Source organism: Lonepinella koalarum (assembly GCF_004565475.1).
GTDB lineage: Bacteria > Pseudomonadota > Gammaproteobacteria > Enterobacterales > Pasteurellaceae > Lonepinella > Lonepinella koalarum.
Window position 1 is genome coordinate 153,006 of the sequence record NZ_SRHX01000006.1, and the last position, 22,140, is coordinate 175,145.

Here is a 22,140-nt window from a genome sequence, read left to right on the forward strand (position 1 = left end):
CCGTGATTAAATATCTAAAACTTGTGGTTGTTGTGCGGCATGCTCATGTTGTGAACCTGCATACACTTTTAATTTGCGGAACATTGCACGTCCTAAAGGACCTTTTGGCAACATACCTTTCACCGCAATTTCAATCACTGCTTCTGGACGGCGAGCAATCATTTCTTTGAAAGTCGCTTGTTTGATACCGCCTACATAGCCAGTATGCCAGTAGTAAATTTTGTCATCTTCTTTATGACCAGTTACGGCAACTTTTTCCGCATTGATCACCACGATATAGTCGCCTGTATCAACGTGAGGTGTGTATTCCGCTTTATGTTTACCACGAAGGCGACGAGCAATCTCGGTGGCTAAACGACCTAACGTTTTACCTGCCGCATCTACTACATACCAGTCACGCTTAATTGTTTCTGGTTTTGCTACAAAAGTTTTCATTAATTAAATTACCAATATTAAATATTAATACCCAGTGTTTAATAAAATTAAACACAACCATTAGTTTCAACAATCACCCCTTCGAGTGTTATTTAAACAAATAATGTGCGGTGGGAAAACCGCTACATTTACAGGGTCGTGCGATTATACAAGGTTTGATAGAAAAAAACCAGTAATTAGTGAAAAAATAAACAAAATTTAACCGCACTTTTATAGTAAAAAACTAAAATCATACAAGACAAAAGTAAATTTTAACGCTATGATAAGACAATAGTTTTACATCATACATTAATAATTAACTTAAGGGGGCATTATGCAAAACATTCAGAACTGGTCAAATGAAATGTGGTTAATTGCTGGAATCGGACTCTTTGTTGGGTTTATTTTAGCTTATTTATTCATTAGTTTGACCAAAGGATCGGTAAAAAAACAAACTGAAACCGCAAAAGAGCTAACTCAAGCCAAACAAGAATTGGAATCCCAAAAACAATTATTAGAGAAACATTTTGCCGAAAGTGCCGACTTATTTAAAACACTGGCACAAGATTATCAGAAAATCTACCGTCATCTTGCCAAATCTTCTGAACAACTTTTGCCTGATGCCAATAATAAAAGTTTATTTCTACAAAGTTTTATGAATTCAGAAAAATCTACCGCCATTACGCCAGAAAATCCGCCAAAAGATTATAAAGAAGGTTCTTCTGGGTTGTTAAAGAATTAATATATTTGGGCGAATTCAAAATAATTCGCCCTTATTATTTTTTGATTATACAAATAAGTGATGATACCGTTCCAACTCTGCTTTAGTTAACGAAACCCCCCCTAATCCCCCATTTTTAAATTCAATCCAATTAAACGATACTTGTGGAAAACGAGCTTGCAAATGAATCATTGAATTTCCTACTTCACAAATTAATACACCATTTTCTTTTAGATATTTTGGTGACTCTGCTAAAATTTTTATCACCAAATCCAAACCGTCATCGCCTGCCGCCAGTGCCAATTCAGGTTCATGTAAAAATTCTTCGGGCATACCGTCCATATCTTCTTGATCCACATAAGGCGGGTTGGTCACGATTAAATCATATTGATCCTGCGGTAACTGCTCAAATAAATCCGATTGCATCGGGATCACTCGCTCGCTCAAACCGTGACGTTCAATATTATATTCCGCCACATCCAAAGCATCACGACTTAAGTCCACCGCATCTACTTCTGCATCAGGAAAACGCTCTGCACAGGCAATCGCAATACAACCACTACCTGTACACATATCTAAGATTCTGGTTGGCTCTTGCTCAATAAACTCTGCAAAACCATTTTGAATTAATTCACCAATCGGCGAACGTGGAATCAATACTCTCTCATCCACATAAAATGGCAAACCGCAAAACCATGAAGTATTCACTAAGTAAGGTGTTGGAATCCGTTTTTCCACTCGTTCTGTGACTAATGCAATAATCTGCTTTCTTTCCTGTTGGGTTAAACGACTATCATATAAATCAGCCGGCACATCTAACGGCAAGTTCAGGCTAGTTAATACCAATAATGACGCTTCATCCCACGCATTATCCATACCATGTCCATAAAAAAGTGGTTCACTATTAAAGGTGCTATATGCCCAACGTAAATAATCTTTAATGGTGTGCAAATCATTCGATAAATTCTGTTCAGAAAACGCCATTTTTATTGTTCCTATTTGGTAAAATAAAGTTTTTCCGTTAGTAAAAAATAAAACTCAGCCTATAATTAGGGCTATCTTTATTTATTGTTCCGAAACTTTCGTTATAATAACACAAATTTTTCTTTTAAAATCAATAAAGAAATTTTTTATTTCGGAACGTGTTTTATCCTTCCGTCAGTAAAGTTACAGGGTTTAAAAGGCGGAAAATTCCGCCCGATTTTTAATTACCCTCACAATCTTCTAAATCACAGCATTATTACCCTTATATTATCTCACCATCACCGCCAAATCATTCGGACCAAACCGCCAGCCATTTTCCGACTGATACAACGCATTAAAACACCACTCACTACAAAAAAACTTAGAACGTTTTTGCTTAATGCCCAGCACAATGCCAACCGCTCCCCACCAATCATAAGCCATACCTTTTGTTCGCCCAAAATAGCCCTTAATCTCGTTTTCTGTCACCTTTTCAAGTGGTATTAAATCCCATTTTCCGTCTGCCACATTGATTTCTTTGCACCGTACGCCACCATCTTGCACCGAAGACGAATAACACTCAAAATAGCTTTCCTGTTCATAATGACTACCTTTGGTAAATACGATTTTTTCTACCGCAATTTCACAATGGGAATAAATCCCCTTGGTAAGTTTTCGGGTTAGCCAATCACAACAAGCTTTCACCGGCTCTTTTCGCCATGACCGCTTGTTTTTGTAAAGGGCTAAATAAATTTTAGTTTCCATAAATCTCACTCCAACCGGTTGAATAATCATAATCTAACGGATTTTCTGCTTGCAACATCGCCACACGATGCATTTCCGCATTGGTAAAATCCGCCTGTTCATGGGCGAAAATCGCCAGCGAAAGCTCGTCCAATAACGTTTTATCCAACGCCACAAAGCTATTATCCATCACCTTCCATTGGGTAGTGGGGAAGTTATCCAAAGTGCGTAAAAAGGTATATTGCTGACGGCTGATGTCATCAGTATGGAACCATTTATCTACCGATTTAACATAAACACCATTACGCCCGTTATCGTAGCGTTTCTGTTTGATTTGTTCCCACATTTGGGCTTGTTGGTCGGCTTTGATTTCCGCTTGTTTTTCTGTCGGTAAAATCCACTCAGTACCGCTCCAGTGGTGATAAGTTGATGGAGCGATACCTTTTTCTAAAATATTTCCTTCATGTAAAACTGGATTAATAAATTTTTCCTGACTTTCCACCGCACTTTCTTGACGCTCGCTTAAATCTTCAAGGTTGGGTTCAAAGTCGCAGCTTGCAATAAAATTGCCTTTTAGGTCAAAGATATAAAACATTATTTCACTCCTATAATCATATAAAATGCACGGTTAGATGTATCAGCTATATTTTCTGTATGTAGGCTGACAACTCGACCATTTAAAGTAAATTGGAAACTGTTAATATCACTTGGAGTTCCATTATCGTAAACCACACTAGGAGCAATCATCCACTTACATTGACTTTCACTAAATCCGCTCGGTAATGGGATAGTTCCACCGTGAGCAATCTTTCCCGTCAAGACAACAACATCCCCACTTAACGCTACCATCCCAGATTTTCCATTTGGAATAGTAATAGTATTTTGAACATTTGAGCCAGTGTCTAACCTTGAAAAAGATAGCAAATAATCATTTTTAGAGCTGTCTAGTATTACTTTGCTATTGTCCGAAAAAACAAAATGCATACTAGGATAGTTATTATTGTTCTTGACATACAAATCTCCTTCCACAAAAGAAGGACCACCCGTATAGAACTTGCTACCATCCCAACCGAAACATTTTTTATCTGTGCCAAATGCAAAATAACCTTGTTTCTGGTTTGTGGTACTTATCACCCCAACGGAGTGCGCAACGGAAACGTCCGCCAGAATAGCATCATCACCAATGGTAATGCCTTTATTAATATTATTAGCAGTTATTTTCAGTGTAGGGACGGATAATTCGCCCGTCATCGTATCGCCAGTTCGAGATATTCTTTCTTCCACATCCGATCGCAGCGCCACGGTGCCTGATTTCACGGGCAGAAAAATTTCATGGCTGTTTTGGATCCAAAATCTCCAACGTTTATCAGGTAAATTATCAAAGTGTGCCAAATAATCTCCCGACGATCCGGTACGAGTAATTCTTAATCCTGCATAACTAGCATCTTTAGCTGTAACATCGACAAAGGACTGATTAGATTCATGCAATGCACCAAATTGCGTATTATCTATTTTAAACTTCAGCTTGTTACCATCCCATCCGAATTGCACTCTATTGGTAGTCAGAGAAACAGGAACGGGATTATTTCCCACATAAAATCCACCATTTGCTTTAATACCCCCTGCAGTATAAATAGCATCAGTATCTGTGTTAGCTGTATAAATTTTCTTATTTCCATACGCTCGCAACCAAGTGGCATCTATCATATACCAACCACCGCCATAGGTTTGTGAATACCACCCTTTATTGCCATAAGTGCGCAGCCAGCCTGTGGCAATATCTGCCATTGTGCCTGCGTCTTTGCCTTTGTAGTCGGCATCAGCGCAAAAATAGTACGTCCCAGGTTGATTATCAGTGTCTGAAAAATGAATGTGATCGACATTCTTATTCGCACGGTCATTACTGCCAAAAATCACCGCGCCATTAGCAGGCAACTGCAAATCCTTGTTAATAAAAACTTGATTTTCTTGCAAAACAAGATAAGAACCGTGTAGTGTCGCATCTAAGCGCACATCTTTACTGCCCGAACCAGTAAACCCCACATACCAAGCATTTGCGCCACTTCGTTGCCCGCGCACAATTCCCGTATCGGAATTGATAATCAGCGAACCCGTCATCGTATCGCCTGTTTTTAATACAGCATTCGTAATACCATAATGACCAAGCGTTGTACCTTTGGTCGCTACTTGTTGTGCGTCTCCCCAACTATTAAAATCTTTTGCCTGCTGAAAATACAAAGTATTATTTGCAATTCCAAAACGTGTACTGGAATAGTAACCTGTAGAATCGCCCCACCCTTTGGTGATAAACATCCAGCCATGATTCGTTTGACTATTTAGCAGCGCATTACTCGTTAATCCCACAAATGAACCATATGGCAATTGTGCAGGTGTTGAATTTTGATAAGCAACACCCGTGCCAAATGAAGTACGCATATCCACTTGCTTTACGCCATCTGTAATCCCATACCCACCTAACGTAGTAGCTGGTGATTGCTTACCATTTGCCACTGATAACGCATTATCTGCCGCATTTTTTGCTTCTACCCCTTTATCATAGGCGGTTTTCACCGCCACACTGGTGGCCACGTTATCCGCTGAATTTGAATTCACTGCATTGGATTTTTTGCTGTTCGGAATATAGTTGGTTAAATTGCTTGTTAAGGCATTAATTAAATCTTTAAGTGTTTTAGCTGCTTTAGATGTTGCGGCATTCGTTTCACTCTCCGAAGTAAGTGAGCTACTTAATGCAGTTTTATCTAATTTCTTATTCAATAAATCCACTAAATCCGCATAATCTACCGACCATTTTGCCCAGTAAATCGAGTTTTCCATTGGGAGCTGATTGATATTGGCTTTTAAACTACGGTACGTTTTGCCGTTATTTTGAACAAAAGCATTGATTGGATAATCCGTTGTTTTGCTCCATTCTGGCAAGCCACGTTGTAAAATATACAAATCTTTTTCGTCTAAGCGTTTAAATAGGTCATTAAACCATTCCATTGGCGGTATGCCGTTGGTTTGGTCAAAGGTAATACCCCAACCACGCAACATATCAGGAAAAGATTGGACTTCGTTGTCTTTTGCAAGGCTCGCAAAAACTGTTTCGTCAGGTCTTTTTATTACTGTCATAAGAACTCCATTAGAGAATTGTAAAATTAATCTTCACACCCATTTGTCGGGGTAAAATATCGAGATTTTCAATCGCGTATTGTTTGAATGTGGTCAGGTTATTGTTGGGAATAAAAACGGTTACTGTCATGTCTTGGTTATCTTCTGCATTTCCTAAACCACCAAATAAGAAACGTACTGCATCAATAATATTAGGTAAGGTACCTGTTTGATAATTTTTCAATATTCGACATTTGATTAAAAAGCGGTAGTCATCATCATTAAGCCTTACACTATCTGCCAGTGGATTACGCCGACGATACCATTCTCCCCCACCTTGTCTATTTTGGCTAAATGACATGGCTTGCGAACTACCATGGAAACCAAAAAATTTTCGCAGAATATAACCATTTAATACCCGATCTTGTCCAATATGTCGCCCCACCATATCAAGGTTGTCACCCGCAGACGTTTCAATATCTAAAATTAACGGAAATTTGGCTAACAATTTGCTATTCTCGGTAAATAACCGTTCTAACATTTGCATTGTGGCAAAGGCTTTGGGCTTGGTTTGATATTGCCAAATCAATAAATCAGAATATGCCATTATCGCACCTCAATCTGAATGTTCTCAGGTAAGATACGGGCGATTTCTGTCACACTTATTGCAATATTATCCGTTGAAAGTGCGGTGGTACTTCGTCCAATTTTTAACTCTTGTATCCAAAAGCCCCCTACGGTATTAATCGGTGAATAAAGTCGTGAATGCTTGACCGTTTCGCCAATTTTGAACGGAAATTTAGTCAGTGATACTTTTATTTGATCTTGGTCTATTTCAGTGAAGTCTTCATATCGCACTGCGATTAATTCAAAATAAATATCAATATATTGGGCTTTATCAAATTGTATCGTACGAACCTTGCCGTCTTTATTCAGATCGACTTTTACCGATCCTTTTAATGGTACGCCCGCCCCTTTCTGTTCATAAATGGTTTCAGCGATTTGATTATCGTCACCACCTAGCACAATAACGTTAATCGCATGAGCGGGCAATCCGTTACTGTCGGTTTCATTGCTATTATTTTCTAAAATAGAGACCTGACTGACACCATCCAAACCTAACAATTGACTTTCTAAGGCCATAATCGAATTTTGAGCATTGCGAGAACGACTTAAAAAGAAACGGGTACGTAATTCTGCGTCGGTTTCTTCTTCATCGCCACTTAAACTGTCAGCATAACTTGTCGCACCCGATAAACCGAAAACAACGGTTTCAATGGTTAAGGTGGTGTTTTTGGTTAAATTAAAGGCGCCTAATTCTTCACTTTGAAAATCCGCTTGAGCCGATCCGTTTTCATTCAGTTGTGTATCTGTTTGCAAAACCCACCGCACTTTATTTGGATCAGATACCACGACCCCTTTGGGAATTAATGTATTCGGTTCGCCGGTTAAAATGACAGAGGGTAAAATACTGTAACTGGCTTGTCGTCTCACAAGTCCAGCATATGCCACTCGCTGATCTAACCATACACCACTGGCTAAATCCGGATCCATTTGCTTGTAAGCCGTTTCCAATAGTTCGTTATGGTCAGCGATAATCTGGGCTAAAATGCCAATCATCTGCCCGTCGGGGCTATCTGGTGCCACATTAATATTTTGCCCGTAAATGCCTTTAAAGCCTTGTTCTAACTTCTCAACGATGTCATCTAGGCGATCTATTTCTACTCCGTTTTCAGTAATTTGTGTCATACTTCCCCCTGATAGGTTACGGTGTTGGTTTGATAGTAAATATCTTGATATTCAATTTGAATGATGAGTTTTCGGGTATCTACATCTAAATCTGTGCTGTAATCTACGATACTAGCTACGCCGTCCGTTCGCAAAACGCAATTTTTTACTTCTTTTTCCAACTTTGACCAATCGACGTTACGCCCCATTAATTCTAACCATGGTACGCCATGTTCTAAATCTAAAAACCAGTCATTAGTAAATGACCACAATCTTGTTTGTACTCGCTGTTTAATGCTTTCGCTTTCGGTAGCATAATTATTCATCCCCTGCCCGAAAGTCCAATCGTGGTTTTTATCCAGTCGTCTTACGCTGTTTGTATCTGTTGTCATTGTGGTTTTCCTGTTGTGCCACCGCTATCGCCTTTGTGGGTGTGAGATTTGCCTGAAATGCCTGCTGAAACCACATCGCTATCACTGCTAATTTGTCCGCTAGTGTGTTGGCTGCCTTGATGTTCAATATTACCCTGAATGAGAATAGTGCCGTTGGTGATGCGAATGAACGTTGAGCCGTCCAAGGTTTGCATTGAAAGCCCACCGGTAAAAAAATTCCCCACCACATTTGGCAGGGAACAAATACCCGGAATAAAGCATGCATCGGATAAATCGTGTAACCGATAATCTAACGGCGGACTAGCTTTGCCCGATTGCCACCAACCGTCAATACAGCGTTCTGAAAATACCGCTAAACCCTCGTCCCCTGCTTTTAATGGAAAAGTGACCGCAAAACCTCCCCCCCGTGGATAACTCACTGGCACATCCACCAAAGGCGGAATATTCACGTTTTCCCCTTTCACCAGAATTTGCTGTATTTGCACCGCAAGGGTGACGGTTTGATTTTGCGGATTAAAACTCACGACCTTTGCAGGTAATGCGGTATGAATTTGCTTTTGTGCTTGTTCTATTTGCTTGTCTGTTGCCGTTTCAGGCGTGGCATTATGTATAGCGTAGTTTGACATAGCTTTGCTCCATTTAATGTTTGTATTAATATCTTTTTGTGCTACAATGTGGTATATTCAATAAGAGAGTAAAAATATGTTTACTGTTGCTGAATCTGAAATTTACACCAAGCTAGCACAACAACTGCTTACCCAAGCCGAACAGGAAGAATTGGCAGTTTACTTGGCAAGTAATCCTGATATTGGTGATGTTATTCCGCATAGTGGCGGTTGTCGAAAATTACGTTGGCAAGGTAAAAATTCGGGTAAACGTGGCGGAAACCGTGTTATTTATTTTAATCGTCTTGAAAATGGTAAAATCTACCTGTTGCTGATTTATGCCAAGGCGAAAACAGAAAATATTCCAGCTCACTTGTTAAAACAAATGAAAGAGGAACTTGAAAAATGGCTTTAGATTTAGACAAAATTAACCCTGCTGAACATGAATTTACAGGCGAAGAACTCGGCGAATTACTTTTAGCTTCTATTAAACAAGTGAAAGCAGGAGAAATTGGCAAAGTTCGCCATATTGCTGTCAATGAAGCAGTGGAAGCACGTCAAAAAACAGGGTTATCGCAATCAGTTTTTGCTGAAATCTTAGGTATTTCTGTGAGAACCTTGCAAAGTTGGGAACAAGGCAAACGCTCTCCATCAGGTCCAGCATTGACATTGCTTAAAATTGCCACTCGTCATCCCCAAGCATTGAGAGAGTTGCATTCTTAGCTTTATTTCTAACCCGTACAGGCTAAATGTGCGGTTATTTCTTCGTTTGTTTTTTGCTATCTGTTTTCTTCTCTGATTTCTTTTCCACTTTTTGGAACTTGCCACCCACAACCGTTAATTTGCTTTGCCAATCGCCACTTAATCCATCACCTGAATGAGCAAGCTTCACGATTTTATATTGTCCGTTGAAATACTCTATAATGGATTGCACTTCCACTAATCCGCCAATTTGTAACGCTGGATTTAATAGGCAGGTTAATTCTAACCCGTCATCGGTTTGTTCAGGGGCGTTAATCATGCCCGTATCCTGCGAAAGCACTACCGCTTCATCATTCAATACCTTATCTTTTGGCAAGAAAATCAGATTACCATCTTGAATAGACCAATCCGCTTGATGATTACGTGCTATTCGGTTAAGTAATTCTCGGCTATCACCATTCATCACACGTCCACGGGGAAGTTTACGTTTATTCGGTAATTCCATTGCCCCCGCTTTTACATTCGGCATTGTTTTTTGTACTTCCGCTAAAATCTGCTCATCGGTCACCCCTGATTTTAGCGTAGTATTAATGCGTGCCGTGCTGTAATCCTTGAATCCGTCCGCACATTCCAAATCCATGACAAAATCGACACTGTCACGGCGTACCCTTGCTTGAGTAATATCGCCCGAATAAATGGTGCGTAATTCCTGATAGCCTACTGCTAAAATCAGCTTGTTAAATTCACCGCTAAGCAACTGGTTCATGTGATCGCGGTTTAAATTCCACACTTGAATTTTAGCAGGGTTCGGCTTTTCGTTAATGGTTTTGTCGATCTCAAAAGCAACACGTAATAAATCAATATCTAACTGCTCTTTGTCACTGATAAGACTGAGTTTCCATTGTCGCCCGAATTGTTGATGTGGCATAGTCTTCCCCTATTTTTCGACGATATAAAGCAAATAACGACTGCCTAAATCAGTATAGCTCATCGGATCTAAATTCGCCCCGTATTCATCAGTCAGCAAAAAATAATAAGGCTGCGTGCTATGCCATAAAATCGGCACACCAACCACTAACGACACCCCCTGACAGATTTGTTTTTGTGCAATGGTTTCATACACGTCCATCGCCCAAAACTCACCAATACTATTCCAACGTAATGTCAGACGGATTTTTAGATCGTTAAAAGCAAAGGTCTGCTCTTGATAGGGAGCGTTGCTCACGGGGATTTGATGTAGTGTTGTTTCTGTCATAAAATTACCCTTAAAAAACACAACAAAATTGTTGCATACAACAAATATGTTGTGTATAATATTCTCACTGTATGAAAAGGTGGTACCCCTATGAAATACAGTGAGTTCCTAAGATATTTACTCTCGCAAGGCTGCCCCGATTTTGGGGCAACTTCCCAAAAGGAATAAAGCTATGTTACGTTATCCCATTGAAATTATTAAAGACACCAACGATACCTATTTAGTCACTTGCCCCGACATTCCCGAAATGGCAAGTGTCGGTGATGATATTGAGAGTGCCTTACTTGAGGCTGAACAAGGATTAGAAGTGGCATTGTCATTCTATTTTGATGACCGCCGTCCTATTCCTATGCCTAGCCCTATTAAACAAGGACAATATGCGGTGCCATTATCTGCTTTGCAATCCATGAAAGTATTTTTGCTTAACGAGATGATCGCCCAAAACGTACGTAAAGCTGAAATGGCACGGCGTTTAGATGTTCATTTACCACAAATTGATCGGTTGTTAGATTTTAAACATGCAACTAAAGTAGATTTTATGGAAAAAGCCTTTAAACAGTTGGATAAAGAATTGTCTGTTTCGGTGGTTTAGTTACCCTAGCCACCCTTTAACCTTTTTATACCCATTATTTATAACGCTAGACTTAACCGCTGTCGTCTGCGTATTCCCTTTCTGTGATTTTGTCGCAGATTGCACCGCACTTCGTCCGCTTTTTTTATTACCAGTGGGCTTTTGACCACTGGTACCTTGTTTTGCTTGTGTGGTTTGAGTTTGTACGATAAAAATCTCCCTTGCCGTAATGGAAAATTCTGCACTACCGTCTAAGGTTTGGGTGACGCTAATACTTTCAATCAGCATATTTTGGTAAAGATGAATGCCAGTTTGAATATCAATCGTTTCACCCGACTTTTGACAAGCCACTAAATCCGCATAGGCTTGCTGTACACGCCCTTGTCCGATTGAACTAAATAGACTACCTAAGCCAAAATCAGGCAACCACGGAGCCAAAGAACGAGCAGAATTCAACGTATTAGCCACTTGATTTACTATTGCATTGGTAGTGCTATAAAATCTTTTCGCTCTAGCGATAGTTTGTGTAGTTTTTGTCAGCACCGAAAACGGCAAAGGAATATTATTTAGAAAATCCGTTACACCCCGAACATTACCCACAAAAGACAGACTATTAACGCTGTTTTTGTCTTGCTCTACCATTATGCCAACAATGGTAATGCTTTTTGGCTTAACCACAGCATGATCGGCGATCATCGCACCGCTTTCTATCGGATTTTCAGTAATGGTGAGTTCCGATGAATGAGTTTCTTGTGTCGTAATATCAAGGGTGATTTCGCCTATTCGACGTGATGAAATTTGGGTAAATGCCATAATTAGGATTTCCGATTATTAATGACTATAAGCAGAATTCATATTCTGCAAAATTCGCAATGACTGATCGGCCACTGCTTTAGCCTCAGATTGATTGTTGGTGCTAAAGGTATTATTCACAGTAATCTTATTATTACTATTTTTCTGGCTATTATCGGTTTTATTTTGAGTGTTGGTGACACCGCTTTGCATTGCCATATTCGCCGAACCATTAGCAATAGTGCTAGCGGTGGCTAAAGTCTGTTGAGCATTGTTACCACCACCGAAAAAGCCTGTGAAACTATCCCACGCTCCGCTTGCCATATTTTTAGCGCCGTCCCACGCATGGCTAACCGCACCTTTGGTGCTATCCCACATGCCGGAAACCACATCAACAATCGGTTTGATATATTTATCATACTGCTTTTTCACCCAATCAAAGGCGTGCTCAAATTTTTCCGTAATGTTTTTCTTCGCATTATCTGCAAAGTTTTTAATGTCTGTACCTATTTTACTAAACCAGCCACCTAAACTATCCCAAAGATCTCCAGTCCATTTTTTAATTTTGTCCCAATTTTCATAGATGACATAAGCTAATAAGGTAATAGCGGTAATAATTAACCCTATCGGATTTGACATAAACGCCGCTCGAATTGCTAAACCGACCGCTCGCATAATGCCGATGAATTTACCGGCTAAACCGAAAACAAGCCCAAAACCGCCTTTAAAAATACCAAAGAAAAATGAAATCACTCGACCTAAACCACCGAACAGTCCACCAATTACTTTCCCTGTTTTGGTAAAATTAAAAATGGCTTTAACCATTGAAAACAAACTATTATGAAAAAGTGCGGTAAAAATTGTTGTACCTACGATAATTTCCGTTTTCCATTTTGCCCACATTTCGGTGAATTTGTGGAAATAATCGGGTAATTCTTTAATGAGTTTTTTCACCCAACGAACACCATCAATGACCGGATCCCAGTAATGCCCGAATAAACTTTGCCCATTATCCATATAGGTAAATAGGTCATCAAGCAATAATACAAGCCCAGCAATCGCTGCCATAATCCAGCCAATCGGCGTTGTCATAATGGCGATACCCATGCGAGCGAACCACATAATCAGCCCACGAGAAAACCACGCCACTACACCGCCTAAGATAAACAAGGCAGCTTTCCAGCCAATTGTTTTGTCTATCACGGTATCAATCACATCAAAGGTTAAGCGAATAAAATCAATGGCATCGGCAATAGCATCACCTAACGTCTCAACACCGGCTACAAGCCATTTATTACGTAAGAACCAATTCGTAATACCCGTGTAAATACGAGTAAGTACTGGTGCAAGTCGTCCCGCTAATGTCTCACTCAAAGACTTAGATAAGGTGTTAAATTCGCTTAATGCATCTTTAAAACCGGCTGCATCTTCGGCGTATTTGCCAGAACCTAAGGTAATATCATTAGCGCGAGCAATAGCGGCTTTAAAATCTTCGCTATTTTGGTCAAATAGTTGGATCATTGACGCATCCATACCCAGTTTTTGCAACATGGCGACGCCTTGGGTACGGTCTAGTTTTTCAATCTTGCCTTGGATTTCTTCCATCACTTCGGGCATGGTTTTGGCTTTTCCACTAGCGTCTTTGGCAGCAATACCAAATTGCTCAAAGGTTTTTGCTCCACGCCCTACGCCGTTTAAGGCTTCCCCTAGAGTACGTTGTAATCCTGCGATAGAAGATTGAGCGGCTTCCATGCTAGAGCCTGAACGCTTCGCCGCTTCACCTAGACTTTGGATATAGCCAGCTGACACCCCTGATACACGGCTTAACTGAGCAAGGCTATCAAGACTAGTTAAAGTATTATCCACAAAAGCAGACAATCCCTTAACCACGGCGCCAACTGCTGTCCCTACTAATCCTAAAGCAACGGGAATACCCTTTACCGAGCCTAAAAAGGATTTCGCTTTTTCTTGGCTATCTTTGATCGCCTTACCTAATTTTTTAAAAGGTTCGCTATCGATCTGAATGCCAAATTTTGCCCCTATGAAAGCGGATACACTGCCTAATAAATCATGAAAAACATTGCCAGTTTTAGCTAACGCATCATGAGTATTATTCGCCTGTTCCTCTTGATGTTTTAACGCATCATTCGCTTGTTCCGTTGCATTCGAGAATTGATTTTCTTGTTGTGCAACTTTCGCTAAACCTTGTTGATAGGTTTCTGATGCCTGATGAAAACCGTCGCTCAATTCAGCAAAATACGCTTGCGTATCTTCGCCAAATTGTGCAATAAATTCATCAAATTCGGCGACTTTATCGACAAAGGCTTGTATCTCATCTGTATTGATTTCGTCTATATTACTTAATTGAAGTAATTGCTGAACAAACTCATCGAGCTCCGTTGTTGCTGTTTCAAACTGGTCACCAAACAATTCTTTAGCGGTAGTGGTATCAATAAAATCGCTGATACTCACCATACCTGTTTTAATATGGTCAGAAACGTCATCAAAGGCTTGTTCGACTTGTTCAGTTAATGTATCAATATTCACATCCCCCAAATCAATACCGTCAAAGGTTTGTTTGACACTATCACCGATGTTATTAAGTGTTTGCTCGACTTGATTCAGTGAATGGAAATCAACATCAATTTTTTCTGAACGAAGATTATCAAAAGCTTTTTTAGCCGTCTCACCAACATTATTTAACATCTGCCCGACTTGATTCAGTTGAGCAGAGTCCACATCAAAACCAATTTTTATCAGTAGTTCGTCGAGTAGCATTTTCTTGCTCCATAAGATTTAAGGTGGCTATTAACTCGTGGAAGTGCAGTAAATCCATAATAGAATAAATTGACCGCACTTCCGCCAATGTACAATAGCCTTTTGCTATTGGGGAAAAAATAAACCAATCGACTTGTGACTGGTTTATGGTGTTTGAGTTTGAGCTATCTTGATTGACTGAGGCATAAAGCTCAACAATCCGCCCCCAGTTTTCAAAAAAGGGGAAAATTGATAAACTAACCCCTCTTTTAATAACATCAATAAATGATGCGGATATTGTCCAAAATGTTTGTTAAATTGGTCTTTGATAAAATACTGCTTGCCATTTTCGTCTTGGGTTGCAATATGTCCCAATACCAAATCTTCCACAGTTTTTAACGCAGGATCACCTAATTGGGAAACCACCGCAGCCATCATTTTGGCTCCCAATTTTTGACCGCTCAATTCTTCATCTTTCCCAATGTTTAAATCTGTTTTACCTAACAAGGCAAGGGCATTTTTTAAAGTCTGCCATGAATTCAATGCATTAGCTGGGTGAAAAACATAGGTTTTATCATCTAAAGTTAATGTTTTGGTTTCCATAAATTACAATCCTTCTGCGAGATTTAAGTTCGCTTTTTCAAATTCAATTATAAATTCATTGGCATTATGCCCTTGTCCACGAGTAAGCGTTGGTGATGTGGTGAAATAACCATTTTGTGCAGTAAGTTGGTCGTCATTGAGTAAATCACGAATACTTAAGGTTATCGGGGTAAAGCCTTTCAAATCATTTTTTTGCTGATTGTACAGTTTCATCAACTCTGCACTGTCTGGGCTATGCTGTTTAATTTTTAGCGTGAGTTTTCCTGAACGGTCGGCATTGCCAATAAATACGCCTGTGCCGTCTGCTCCCATGGTATAACCGCCGGCATCGGCATTAAACGCAAAGGCAATCACATCAGAGCCGTCCGCCCAGTCGCTGATTTTTGTGCCGTCAATTAACACCACTACTTGTTTTGGATCGAATCGTTTCATTGTTTTTTCCTTTTAAAATGAATGAAATTTACACCGCACTTTTGTTCACTGAACAAATGAACAAAAAAGTGCGGTCGTTTTTTGCCTAGTTTTAACGGCTAAAATTGATAATTACATCAGAACTGTGAATTGCACCGGCTAGTTTCACCGCTACTTGAATTGGGGTCGCTTTGCGTTGTTCACGATCGGATGTGGAAAGTGTTGACATGGGTGCTGCATAAATATAATAACCTTGTTCAAGGGTATCGCCTGTGACCAAATTACCGAAACTGTCTCCACTCCATACCCCTTTAGCAAATGCCCCGTTATTAATACCTTCTAAGCAGACTTTTTCCACCGCAGCCATTAAAATCACTTGCCCTTCGTCCGTTAATGGGATTTTGGTTGGTGATAAATACAAGCGAGAGAACACTTCTTTTTGCACTGCATCAGCGAACCAGTCTAAAATCACCACTTCATCAGCAAATTTACCCCCTACTACGGTACCCTCAGCCAACATAGCTGAATCATCAAAGTAGGTGTACACATTCACACCTAAGCGTTTCGCTTTTTGGTACTCCGTGGCGGTAATATCATCAGCAGTAATGGTCGGTTGTGTTTTGAATTTGAGCGTAATGGTAGAACGGTTCGCACTGAAATTCACCGATAACAAGCGAGCCATCGCACTAGAGACAGGGTAGCTGTCGTTTTTATCAAACACGGCTAAAGTATGGTCTAATCCAGCGTCATATAATTTCTTAATAACGTTGGTACTGTTCCATTCTAACTGTTCATTACGCAATACATTCAAGCCGAACAATTTTTTAGCGGTTTGTGACCAGTTCGCCACGGCGATAATTTGATCATCAGTAAGCTGTGCAGCAAATAACACGCCATACCAGCTACTGTTCACATCAAGTGTGGCAATTAATGCTTCAACAGGACTTTCAGCTTCAATATACAAGCCATTCTGACCGATCTTTCGGCTAGCTTGTCCATCTTCCAGTTTGAGCATGCTTCCTAAATATTCACCGTCTTTTTTACTGTCTTCAGCATAGAAAATAAGGTTAGATTTGTCTTGCCCTGAATTCGTGCTTGCCAATAAAAAACGATTCCCCATTTCATCATAGTTAATCGTCACATTAGTAAGCGAAACTGCGGTGAATTTTTCCTGAATTTTGGTAGCTATCGAATCAAAATCAGTAGCATCTTGAAGATCCAAACCTGTCACATCATAATGGGTTTCGCCCACGGTTAAGCTAAAATACCCCGACTGAATTTGCTTAAATTCTTCCAAAGTGGCTGACATCACACCGCCTTTTAATCCGTTATTAGTCGGATTGATTTGGCGTGATTCTTTTTGCCAACGACAGATAATCAATTGTTTGGCTCGTGGTTGTTGTGCAAAAAATGGCTGTGCTGCTTTGGCGGTTTCAGATGTGGAGCCAAATAAATTGACCACTTCGCTATAATCACTGACATACACATAGCGAGTAGTGCCATCTGCAAAGGCGTTACCCGTTTCTGGGGTAAATAATGCTACGGTACCGAAGTCTTTACGGCTCGCTGCTTTCGGTACAGTATTGAGTTGAATATCAACAATGTTTGAAATAGATAAACTCATCGTTTAGTTTCCTTATTAATTGAAATAGATTGAGAATTAGGGTGAATATCGACCGCTTGCGTGCGGAATAATAGGGCAATGACGCTGTGTTCATGGGTAATGGTTAAATCCATTTGCCCCCGTTCTTCATAGTCATAAGCCACGGTGGCAGAAAGATTGCGCACATCTGAACAGCTTAACAGCCCCCAGTTTTCCGCCCGAAAGGCATCTAAACAGCTTGAACTTTGTAATAGCGTTCGTAATTTCAGCATTAAGGCGATAGCATTTTCACCGTAAGCAGAAATACTCACCAACGACTGGCAAGCGGTGTAGATAGTTTCAGTTTCATTGTCGCCGTCAAACTCACGCCTACTTGTGCCAATTTCTTGGCTAGTGGTTAAATCCACCGTGACAAAGGCATTGAGTTTGTCTACTTGGTGCTTTCGTCCTGAAAACACTAACTCATCAGGTAATGACAAAGCCGTCGCTACGATCTGACGCAGTTTCGCTATGTTGAACTGCGAGAGCGTGGTAGTAGCCATAATCCCCCCAATTGGAAAAAGTGCGGATCTTATATTGAACGTTTTGAATTTCCACCAAATCGCCGATATTCACCGATTCCAGTAAATACAGTTTAAAGGTCGGATAAAAACGCTCCCCCTCGGGTAACAGCTCTAAATCATTTGGCGTAGTCGGTGTGACAATCGCTGTGATAAGCTGTTTTTCTTCGCTATATTCTCCATTTTCAAGGCGTTTAATGTGATAAATCCCTTGTTTAAAATGACTGGAACGAAAGCGTGCTTTTTGGTTAATCATTTCACGATCCCCCTGATAGATTGACGAAGTTTGCCAGTATCAATTAATGGCTTGCTGGATCCTTTACGTTTAATCGTTGCTTTCGCATTCGGTGTCCAACTACCATTCACCATATTTGAACGTACATCACCGACCACCATTTCAGCCAAACGTCCGTAAGCGGTTTCAGCATCCAATCCGTCACGAATTAACTCTGTCAAAAATTCGGTGTATTTCTGCTGATTTTCTGCCAGTGTTTGGCGAAGAAACGGACGGCTAGGAATATGTTCATTACCAAATTCTAGTACCGCAGCAAGCGTCGCCATATTGATACTTGAACCATCCACAAAAGGATTATCGTCCACTGGCAAGCCCACATAAGCCGACTTTGCTTTCAGTTCTGCCAATCGCTCAGCCAACGTATTTAAGCCGTTGCCGTTGTGTTGCATAGAAACTGTCATCACACCACCATAAACCCGACACCGACCAGTTTACGCAATCGCAGATATTCCTGCCCGTAAGCCGTGGTGCGGTAAAATTCATCGCTTTGAACTGTGCTTGATTGAGCATAACTTACCGATAAATCCCCCACACTTTCGGCGGTTAATTCACGCTGTGGATTGCCGTTATCTTCCGCCGTCCATTGATTGAGCGTAAGCAGATGGGCGGTTAATGCCAAACCGCCACGCTCATACAATTTGCCCCAACGGTTTTTGTCCATTTCGGCAAAGGCATCCGATAAAAAAAGCTCAATGATAGATTCACCGAGCTTTTCAAATTGCGGATAACGCTGTAAAAAGTCTGTTACGGTTGGCATAGCTCCCCCTAGTAATCTACATACATGGCAGATTGCGGTTCTTTGAATGTGACCCCACCAAATACCATTTTTAAGCCTGATTCATAGGTCATAATGCCTTTTTTCATCGCACCTAAAACGGTTGGAGATTGTGGCACGTCCATTGACACATAGTTTTGGTCGTTAATGTAAGCAATAGCACGGTGTTTACCACTGGTTACCAAGGTACCGAAATCAGACGGTAAGGCTTTAATGCTCACCGCTTTACCTGCTGCACCGCTTAACACTTTATTCAAGTGATCAAGAGCGGTCGTGTCATTAATGGCATTGTCACGAGTGAGTAACCCTAGATGTGCGTAATCCATGGCATCAATAGCAAAGGTATTCGGTGCGTCAATGCGGTAGGTTTTTTCTAACGCACGTAAAAATAATTCTTCAAAGAACTGTACGCTTTCTTCAAAGGTCATTGCACTGATTGCTTTTTTCAAGGTTGGGCTATAAATTTCCACATCAGGAGAATTTAACAAGCCTTTCAAGCGAGTATCTTGTGCGTGACCTAAGAACGCCACTTTTTGCAACGTTTGGTGAGCGTTTTGGTTTAACGCCATGATTTTTTGTGTATCTAAATTCACGCCTAACGCCGCTGCTTTTGCGAGCTCAATTTCTTGCCATTGTACGGTTTTCGCCCACGTCACCACTGGTGTACGGCTATGGGAGAACGTTACGCCCACTTGGTCAAAGTTGTTAGTGTTGTAGGTGATTAAGCCTGTATCTAAATCCCCTGTAATGTCCGCTGAAAAGTGAACACGTTCATCCATTAATGGACTGCCCGAACCGTCCACATAAACGAACTGCGGAAACACAATTTCAGGGTATTTAGTTTGGTTAATCTGTTTACTGACTTCGGTCAGTGCGGTTTTTAAAATATTAATATGTGGCATAGTTTTAAACTCCTATTTAACGCCTGTTTCTAACACTATAGACGAGTGATTTCAGCTAATTGACCGGCAACCGTAATCACGGTGTAATCGGTGGCAATGCCGTTGGTTGCATCCGCTTTGGCTTGAATTTGCCCTACCAGTTTTTCACCATTCGCCACGGCAACGACAACGACTTTGTTACCCCGAGCTACGGTTTCCCCTTTGGCAATTTCTACCCAAATACTATCAGCAGTGCCAATGTGCATCACATCGCATAATTCGCCTTTAGCGGTTTCGTCTTTAATCACGGTGCGAACCACTACACCTGCGACCGTATCGGTTTTCGCCGTTAAAGCAGTAACGCCAGTAGCCGATAACGCCACAAAACGTCCTGCCACTAACGGCGTATCTCCTGAATTCATATAAGCTACGGTTTTAGAATTAGCTAAACCGCCTTTACCGATATCCCCTGCGGTGGCAACCGCTGTATGTCTTGCGTAACTCATTATTTTGCTCCTTGTTGGTTGTAAGTATTAAAATCTAAGCCTGTATTTTCTGGCTTGTGGTCAGTGAGCAACACATCGCCAATGGCTTTATCATTAAGTTTTTTCGCTGTGGCTTTCGCCGCTTTGTAAGCACCGTTTAATTCAGCATCGGATAATTTCGCTGCTTCGTCTTGGGTAAAAATCCCTGTGGCAACCACGGCTTGACGTTGAATGTCTTGCACTGTGGCATTATCCGCAAAAGTCACATTCGCAAAGCTCACTTTGGCATCGGCAAGCGTGGTAGCTCGCACGCTTTCCACATCGGCTTTGGCTTTTTCATCTTTGAGTTTTTGATTTTCCGCTTTCAATTGTGCGATTTCAGCGGTTAAGGCTTCGTCTTTCACGCTTGCTTTCTCCTTAGTTTCCTTTTCGGGCTCTTCGGTTGTTGGTTTTTCCTTTGCTTTTGACTCAGGGGTTTTGTTGTCAGATTCAGGCTTTTCTTTGCCGTCTTCTGCCTTTTCTTTTTCTTCCACTTCTTTTGCCTGTTCGTCAGTGAGTTTTGTGCCGAACACGCTCAAAAGTGCGTCTAAGAATTTGCGAGTTGTACTCATTGGCTTTTCTCCATCGGCTAACTTGACTGACTTACCGCAACGACCATTAGCCACAATCGCCACGTGGTTACCCACCATGGGCAACATTTCGTAATCGGCGGTTGGTTGCGTGCTTTTTTGTACATCGCAACGATAACCGCAAGATAATTCTTGTATTCCGCTATCCTGAATAGCCTTGATAGCGTTCTCGTCATAAATCCATGCTTCCCCTGCCAACATATCGCCGTCACGTTTAACGTTTCGCACTGTTCCCACGGCAAGCGTTTTCCAGTTTTTCGCCGTTACGTCATCGGCAGGGTGTCCAAGCGTAATCGGCACACCGTCAAAACTTTGAATTGTGCTATCGGAAAATAGCGACTGCTCCGTGCGTGCCACTTTCTTAAAACCGTCTTCATTCAAGCCCAGTTCTTTAGCATGGTAGTCATACACGCCAATTTTAGAAAGCGTGGCGGGAACGACTAAATAACCGTCTTTGGTAAAAGTGCGGTGTGAATTTGTTTTGTCTGTGAATTTCATTGTTACCACCCTTGACAACCTTTAATAACATAAGCAACAAATAGAAGAAGTGCGATAAAATCAAAATCAATATGGATTTTGATATTCAGGTGGCGATTTTTGATTTTCATTTCGCTCATAGGGTTTCCTTGCTTAGCGTAATATTTGAATGAGTTTTGTGATTTCTTTGATTAACTTAGGTAAAACAAAGATAAACACAGGAAGAGAAACGGCAAACGGCAAACGCCATTTGCCACAAGCCGTATTGCATAATTAACTCCTTGATTAAAGGTAAAATTAAGGGTACAATTTCCATCGTTAATTACTCCTTGAGTGTTGAAAGTGGTTAAGGGGTATAAAAAAACGAGAGTTTGCGGCTCTCGTTTTTTTTGTTTTTGTGTAAAGTTATTTAAAAAACAATGCTAATAAATCAGGTAGTAACCACAATAAAACACCTAAAATAGTGGCTATTCCTACACAGCAGAAGAAAAATTTAATCCCAAATGAAATGTCTTGCCCTGCTTTATCTGCACCTTGTTCGCTCATATTGCCTCCTATTTTTAGGCTCGCAAATAACTTGCCTAGAAAACTTGTTCTGTTATACTTAGTCATAATTTATTTAGTCATTCCTGTTTAATGATTAAATGAAAAAACCCCGGAAGCGGC

Annotated in this window: 28 protein-coding genes; 4 read left to right on the forward strand and 24 right to left on the reverse strand. The window is 40.7% G+C overall.

Annotated features, from left to right (window positions below; genetic code table 11):
- Positions 1–6 precede the first annotated feature (6 nt).
- Entirely contained in the window at positions 7–435 is a 429-nt protein-coding gene (gene rplM / locus E0709_RS08865; RefSeq protein WP_132302411.1) for a 50S ribosomal protein L13, read from the reverse strand.
- A gap of 322 nt (positions 436–757) precedes the next feature.
- On the opposite strand from rplM, the gene E0709_RS08870 reads away from it, so the two are divergent.
- Complete coding sequence (locus E0709_RS08870) at positions 758–1,156, forward strand: Z-ring associated ZapG family protein (protein ID WP_132302543.1); 399 nt, start codon at positions 758–760, stop codon at positions 1,154–1,156.
- A gap of 45 nt (positions 1,157–1,201) precedes the next feature.
- Here E0709_RS08870 and prmB read toward each other — a convergent pair whose 3' ends face one another.
- From prmB to E0709_RS08915, 8 genes are all read right to left on the reverse strand, one after another.
- Positions 1,202–2,119, reverse strand: coding sequence for a 50S ribosomal protein L3 N(5)-glutamine methyltransferase (gene prmB / locus E0709_RS08875; RefSeq protein ID WP_132302410.1), 918 nt, complete (start codon positions 2,117–2,119; stop codon positions 1,202–1,204).
- Positions 2,120–2,386: 267 nt separating this feature from the next.
- On the reverse strand, positions 2,387–2,863 hold the full coding sequence (locus E0709_RS08880) for an enoyl-CoA hydratase (RefSeq protein WP_132302409.1): 477 nt from the start codon (positions 2,861–2,863) through the stop codon (positions 2,387–2,389).
- A complete protein-coding gene (locus tag E0709_RS08885; RefSeq protein WP_132302408.1) occupies positions 2,853–3,437 on the reverse strand; it encodes a DUF4376 domain-containing protein in 585 nt (194 codons plus the stop codon). The genes E0709_RS08880 and E0709_RS08885 overlap by 11 nt, the downstream gene beginning before the upstream one ends.
- A complete protein-coding gene (gene pilV / locus E0709_RS08890; protein ID WP_207905249.1) occupies positions 3,437–5,974 on the reverse strand; it encodes a shufflon system plasmid conjugative transfer pilus tip adhesin PilV in 2,538 nt (845 codons plus the stop codon). Before pilV ends, E0709_RS08885 begins: the two co-directional genes overlap by 1 nt.
- A gap of 10 nt (positions 5,975–5,984) precedes the next feature.
- On the reverse strand, positions 5,985–6,560 hold the full coding sequence (locus tag E0709_RS08900; RefSeq protein ID WP_132302407.1) for a baseplate wedge 1 family protein: 576 nt from the start codon (positions 6,558–6,560) through the stop codon (positions 5,985–5,987).
- Positions 6,560–7,702, reverse strand: a complete 1,143-nt coding sequence (locus E0709_RS08905) for a baseplate J/gp47 family protein (protein ID WP_132302406.1) — start codon at positions 7,700–7,702, stop codon at positions 6,560–6,562. Before E0709_RS08905 ends, E0709_RS08900 begins: the two co-directional genes overlap by 1 nt.
- Positions 7,699–8,073: a contractile injection system sheath initiator gene (locus E0709_RS08910; RefSeq protein WP_132302405.1), complete on the reverse strand. Its 375-nt coding sequence runs from the start codon at positions 8,071–8,073 to the stop codon at positions 7,699–7,701. The genes E0709_RS08905 and E0709_RS08910 overlap by 4 nt, the downstream gene beginning before the upstream one ends.
- A complete protein-coding gene (locus tag E0709_RS08915) occupies positions 8,070–8,699 on the reverse strand; it encodes a Gp138 family membrane-puncturing spike protein (protein ID WP_132302404.1) in 630 nt (209 codons plus the stop codon). Before E0709_RS08915 ends, E0709_RS08910 begins: the two co-directional genes overlap by 4 nt.
- A 76-nt stretch (positions 8,700–8,775) precedes the next feature.
- Between E0709_RS08915 and E0709_RS08920 the strand changes: the two genes are divergently transcribed.
- Both E0709_RS08920 and E0709_RS08925 read left to right on the forward strand, forming a co-directional pair.
- Positions 8,776–9,093, forward strand: a complete 318-nt coding sequence (locus tag E0709_RS08920; RefSeq protein WP_132302403.1) for a transcriptional regulator — start codon at positions 8,776–8,778, stop codon at positions 9,091–9,093.
- Positions 9,084–9,401: a helix-turn-helix domain-containing protein gene (locus E0709_RS08925; RefSeq protein ID WP_132302402.1), complete on the forward strand. Its 318-nt coding sequence runs from the start codon at positions 9,084–9,086 to the stop codon at positions 9,399–9,401. Before E0709_RS08920 ends, E0709_RS08925 begins: the two co-directional genes overlap by 10 nt.
- 34 nt (positions 9,402–9,435) lie before the next feature.
- Here E0709_RS08925 and E0709_RS08930 read toward each other — a convergent pair whose 3' ends face one another.
- Entirely contained in the window at positions 9,436–10,308 is an 873-nt protein-coding gene (locus tag E0709_RS08930) for a phage protein (RefSeq protein WP_132302401.1), read from the reverse strand.
- Between the two features lie 9 nt (positions 10,309–10,317).
- Positions 10,318–10,635: a phage baseplate plug family protein gene (locus tag E0709_RS08935; RefSeq protein ID WP_132302400.1), complete on the reverse strand. Its 318-nt coding sequence runs from the start codon at positions 10,633–10,635 to the stop codon at positions 10,318–10,320.
- Between the two features lie 172 nt (positions 10,636–10,807).
- On the opposite strand from E0709_RS08935, the gene E0709_RS08940 reads away from it, so the two are divergent.
- Positions 10,808–11,227, forward strand: coding sequence for a type II toxin-antitoxin system HicB family antitoxin (locus E0709_RS08940; RefSeq protein ID WP_132302399.1), 420 nt, complete (start codon positions 10,808–10,810; stop codon positions 11,225–11,227).
- On the opposite strand, the gene E0709_RS08945 is transcribed toward E0709_RS08940, so the two are convergent.
- The 13 genes from E0709_RS08945 to E0709_RS12295 all read right to left on the reverse strand — a co-directional run bounded on the left by E0709_RS08945 (position 11,228) and on the right by E0709_RS12295 (position 22,020).
- Positions 11,228–12,019 carry a phage baseplate protein gene (locus E0709_RS08945; RefSeq protein ID WP_341539176.1) on the reverse strand — a complete coding sequence of 264 codons (792 nt, stop codon included), beginning with the start codon at positions 12,017–12,019 and terminating at the stop codon, positions 11,228–11,230. It lies immediately after the preceding gene.
- Between the two features lie 18 nt (positions 12,020–12,037).
- A complete protein-coding gene (locus tag E0709_RS08950) occupies positions 12,038–14,776 on the reverse strand; it encodes a phage tail tape measure protein (RefSeq protein WP_132302398.1) in 2,739 nt (912 codons plus the stop codon).
- 144 nt (positions 14,777–14,920) lie between these two features.
- Positions 14,921–15,358 carry a phage tail assembly chaperone gene (locus tag E0709_RS08955; RefSeq protein ID WP_132302397.1) on the reverse strand — a complete coding sequence of 146 codons (438 nt, stop codon included), beginning with the start codon at positions 15,356–15,358 and terminating at the stop codon, positions 14,921–14,923.
- A gap of 3 nt (positions 15,359–15,361) precedes the next feature.
- Positions 15,362–15,790: a phage structural protein gene (locus E0709_RS08960; RefSeq protein WP_132302396.1), complete on the reverse strand. Its 429-nt coding sequence runs from the start codon at positions 15,788–15,790 to the stop codon at positions 15,362–15,364.
- Positions 15,791–15,881: 91 nt separating this feature from the next.
- Positions 15,882–17,393, reverse strand: a complete 1,512-nt coding sequence (locus tag E0709_RS08965) for a DUF3383 domain-containing protein (RefSeq protein WP_132302395.1) — start codon at positions 17,391–17,393, stop codon at positions 15,882–15,884.
- Positions 17,390–17,914 (reverse strand): phage neck terminator protein, encoded by a 525-nt coding sequence (locus E0709_RS08970; RefSeq protein ID WP_132302394.1) that lies wholly within the window; start codon positions 17,912–17,914, stop codon positions 17,390–17,392. The genes E0709_RS08965 and E0709_RS08970 overlap by 4 nt, the downstream gene beginning before the upstream one ends.
- Complete coding sequence (locus E0709_RS08975) at positions 17,838–18,188, reverse strand: hypothetical protein (RefSeq protein WP_132302393.1); 351 nt, start codon at positions 18,186–18,188, stop codon at positions 17,838–17,840. Before E0709_RS08975 ends, E0709_RS08970 begins: the two co-directional genes overlap by 77 nt.
- The gene (locus E0709_RS08980) at positions 18,185–18,628 is read right to left on the reverse strand and encodes a phage virion morphogenesis protein (protein WP_132302392.1); all 444 of its coding nucleotides are present in this window, start codon (positions 18,626–18,628) and stop codon (positions 18,185–18,187) included. Before E0709_RS08980 ends, E0709_RS08975 begins: the two co-directional genes overlap by 4 nt.
- Positions 18,628–18,984: a DUF4054 domain-containing protein gene (locus E0709_RS08985; protein ID WP_132302391.1), complete on the reverse strand. Its 357-nt coding sequence runs from the start codon at positions 18,982–18,984 to the stop codon at positions 18,628–18,630. The genes E0709_RS08980 and E0709_RS08985 overlap by 1 nt, the downstream gene beginning before the upstream one ends.
- Positions 18,985–18,992: 8 nt before the next feature.
- Positions 18,993–19,904, reverse strand: a complete 912-nt coding sequence (locus E0709_RS08990) for a major capsid family protein (RefSeq protein ID WP_132302390.1) — start codon at positions 19,902–19,904, stop codon at positions 18,993–18,995.
- Between the two features lie 35 nt (positions 19,905–19,939).
- Positions 19,940–20,389, reverse strand: a complete 450-nt coding sequence (locus tag E0709_RS08995; protein WP_132302389.1) for a structural cement protein Gp24 — start codon at positions 20,387–20,389, stop codon at positions 19,940–19,942.
- Positions 20,389–21,495 carry a DUF2213 domain-containing protein gene (locus E0709_RS09000; RefSeq protein WP_132302388.1) on the reverse strand — a complete coding sequence of 369 codons (1,107 nt, stop codon included), beginning with the start codon at positions 21,493–21,495 and terminating at the stop codon, positions 20,389–20,391. Before E0709_RS09000 ends, E0709_RS08995 begins: the two co-directional genes overlap by 1 nt.
- 384 nt (positions 21,496–21,879) lie before the next feature.
- On the reverse strand, positions 21,880–22,020 hold the full coding sequence (locus tag E0709_RS12295; protein WP_165867233.1) for a hypothetical protein: 141 nt from the start codon (positions 22,018–22,020) through the stop codon (positions 21,880–21,882).
- Between the last annotated feature and the right edge of the window lie 120 nt (positions 22,021–22,140).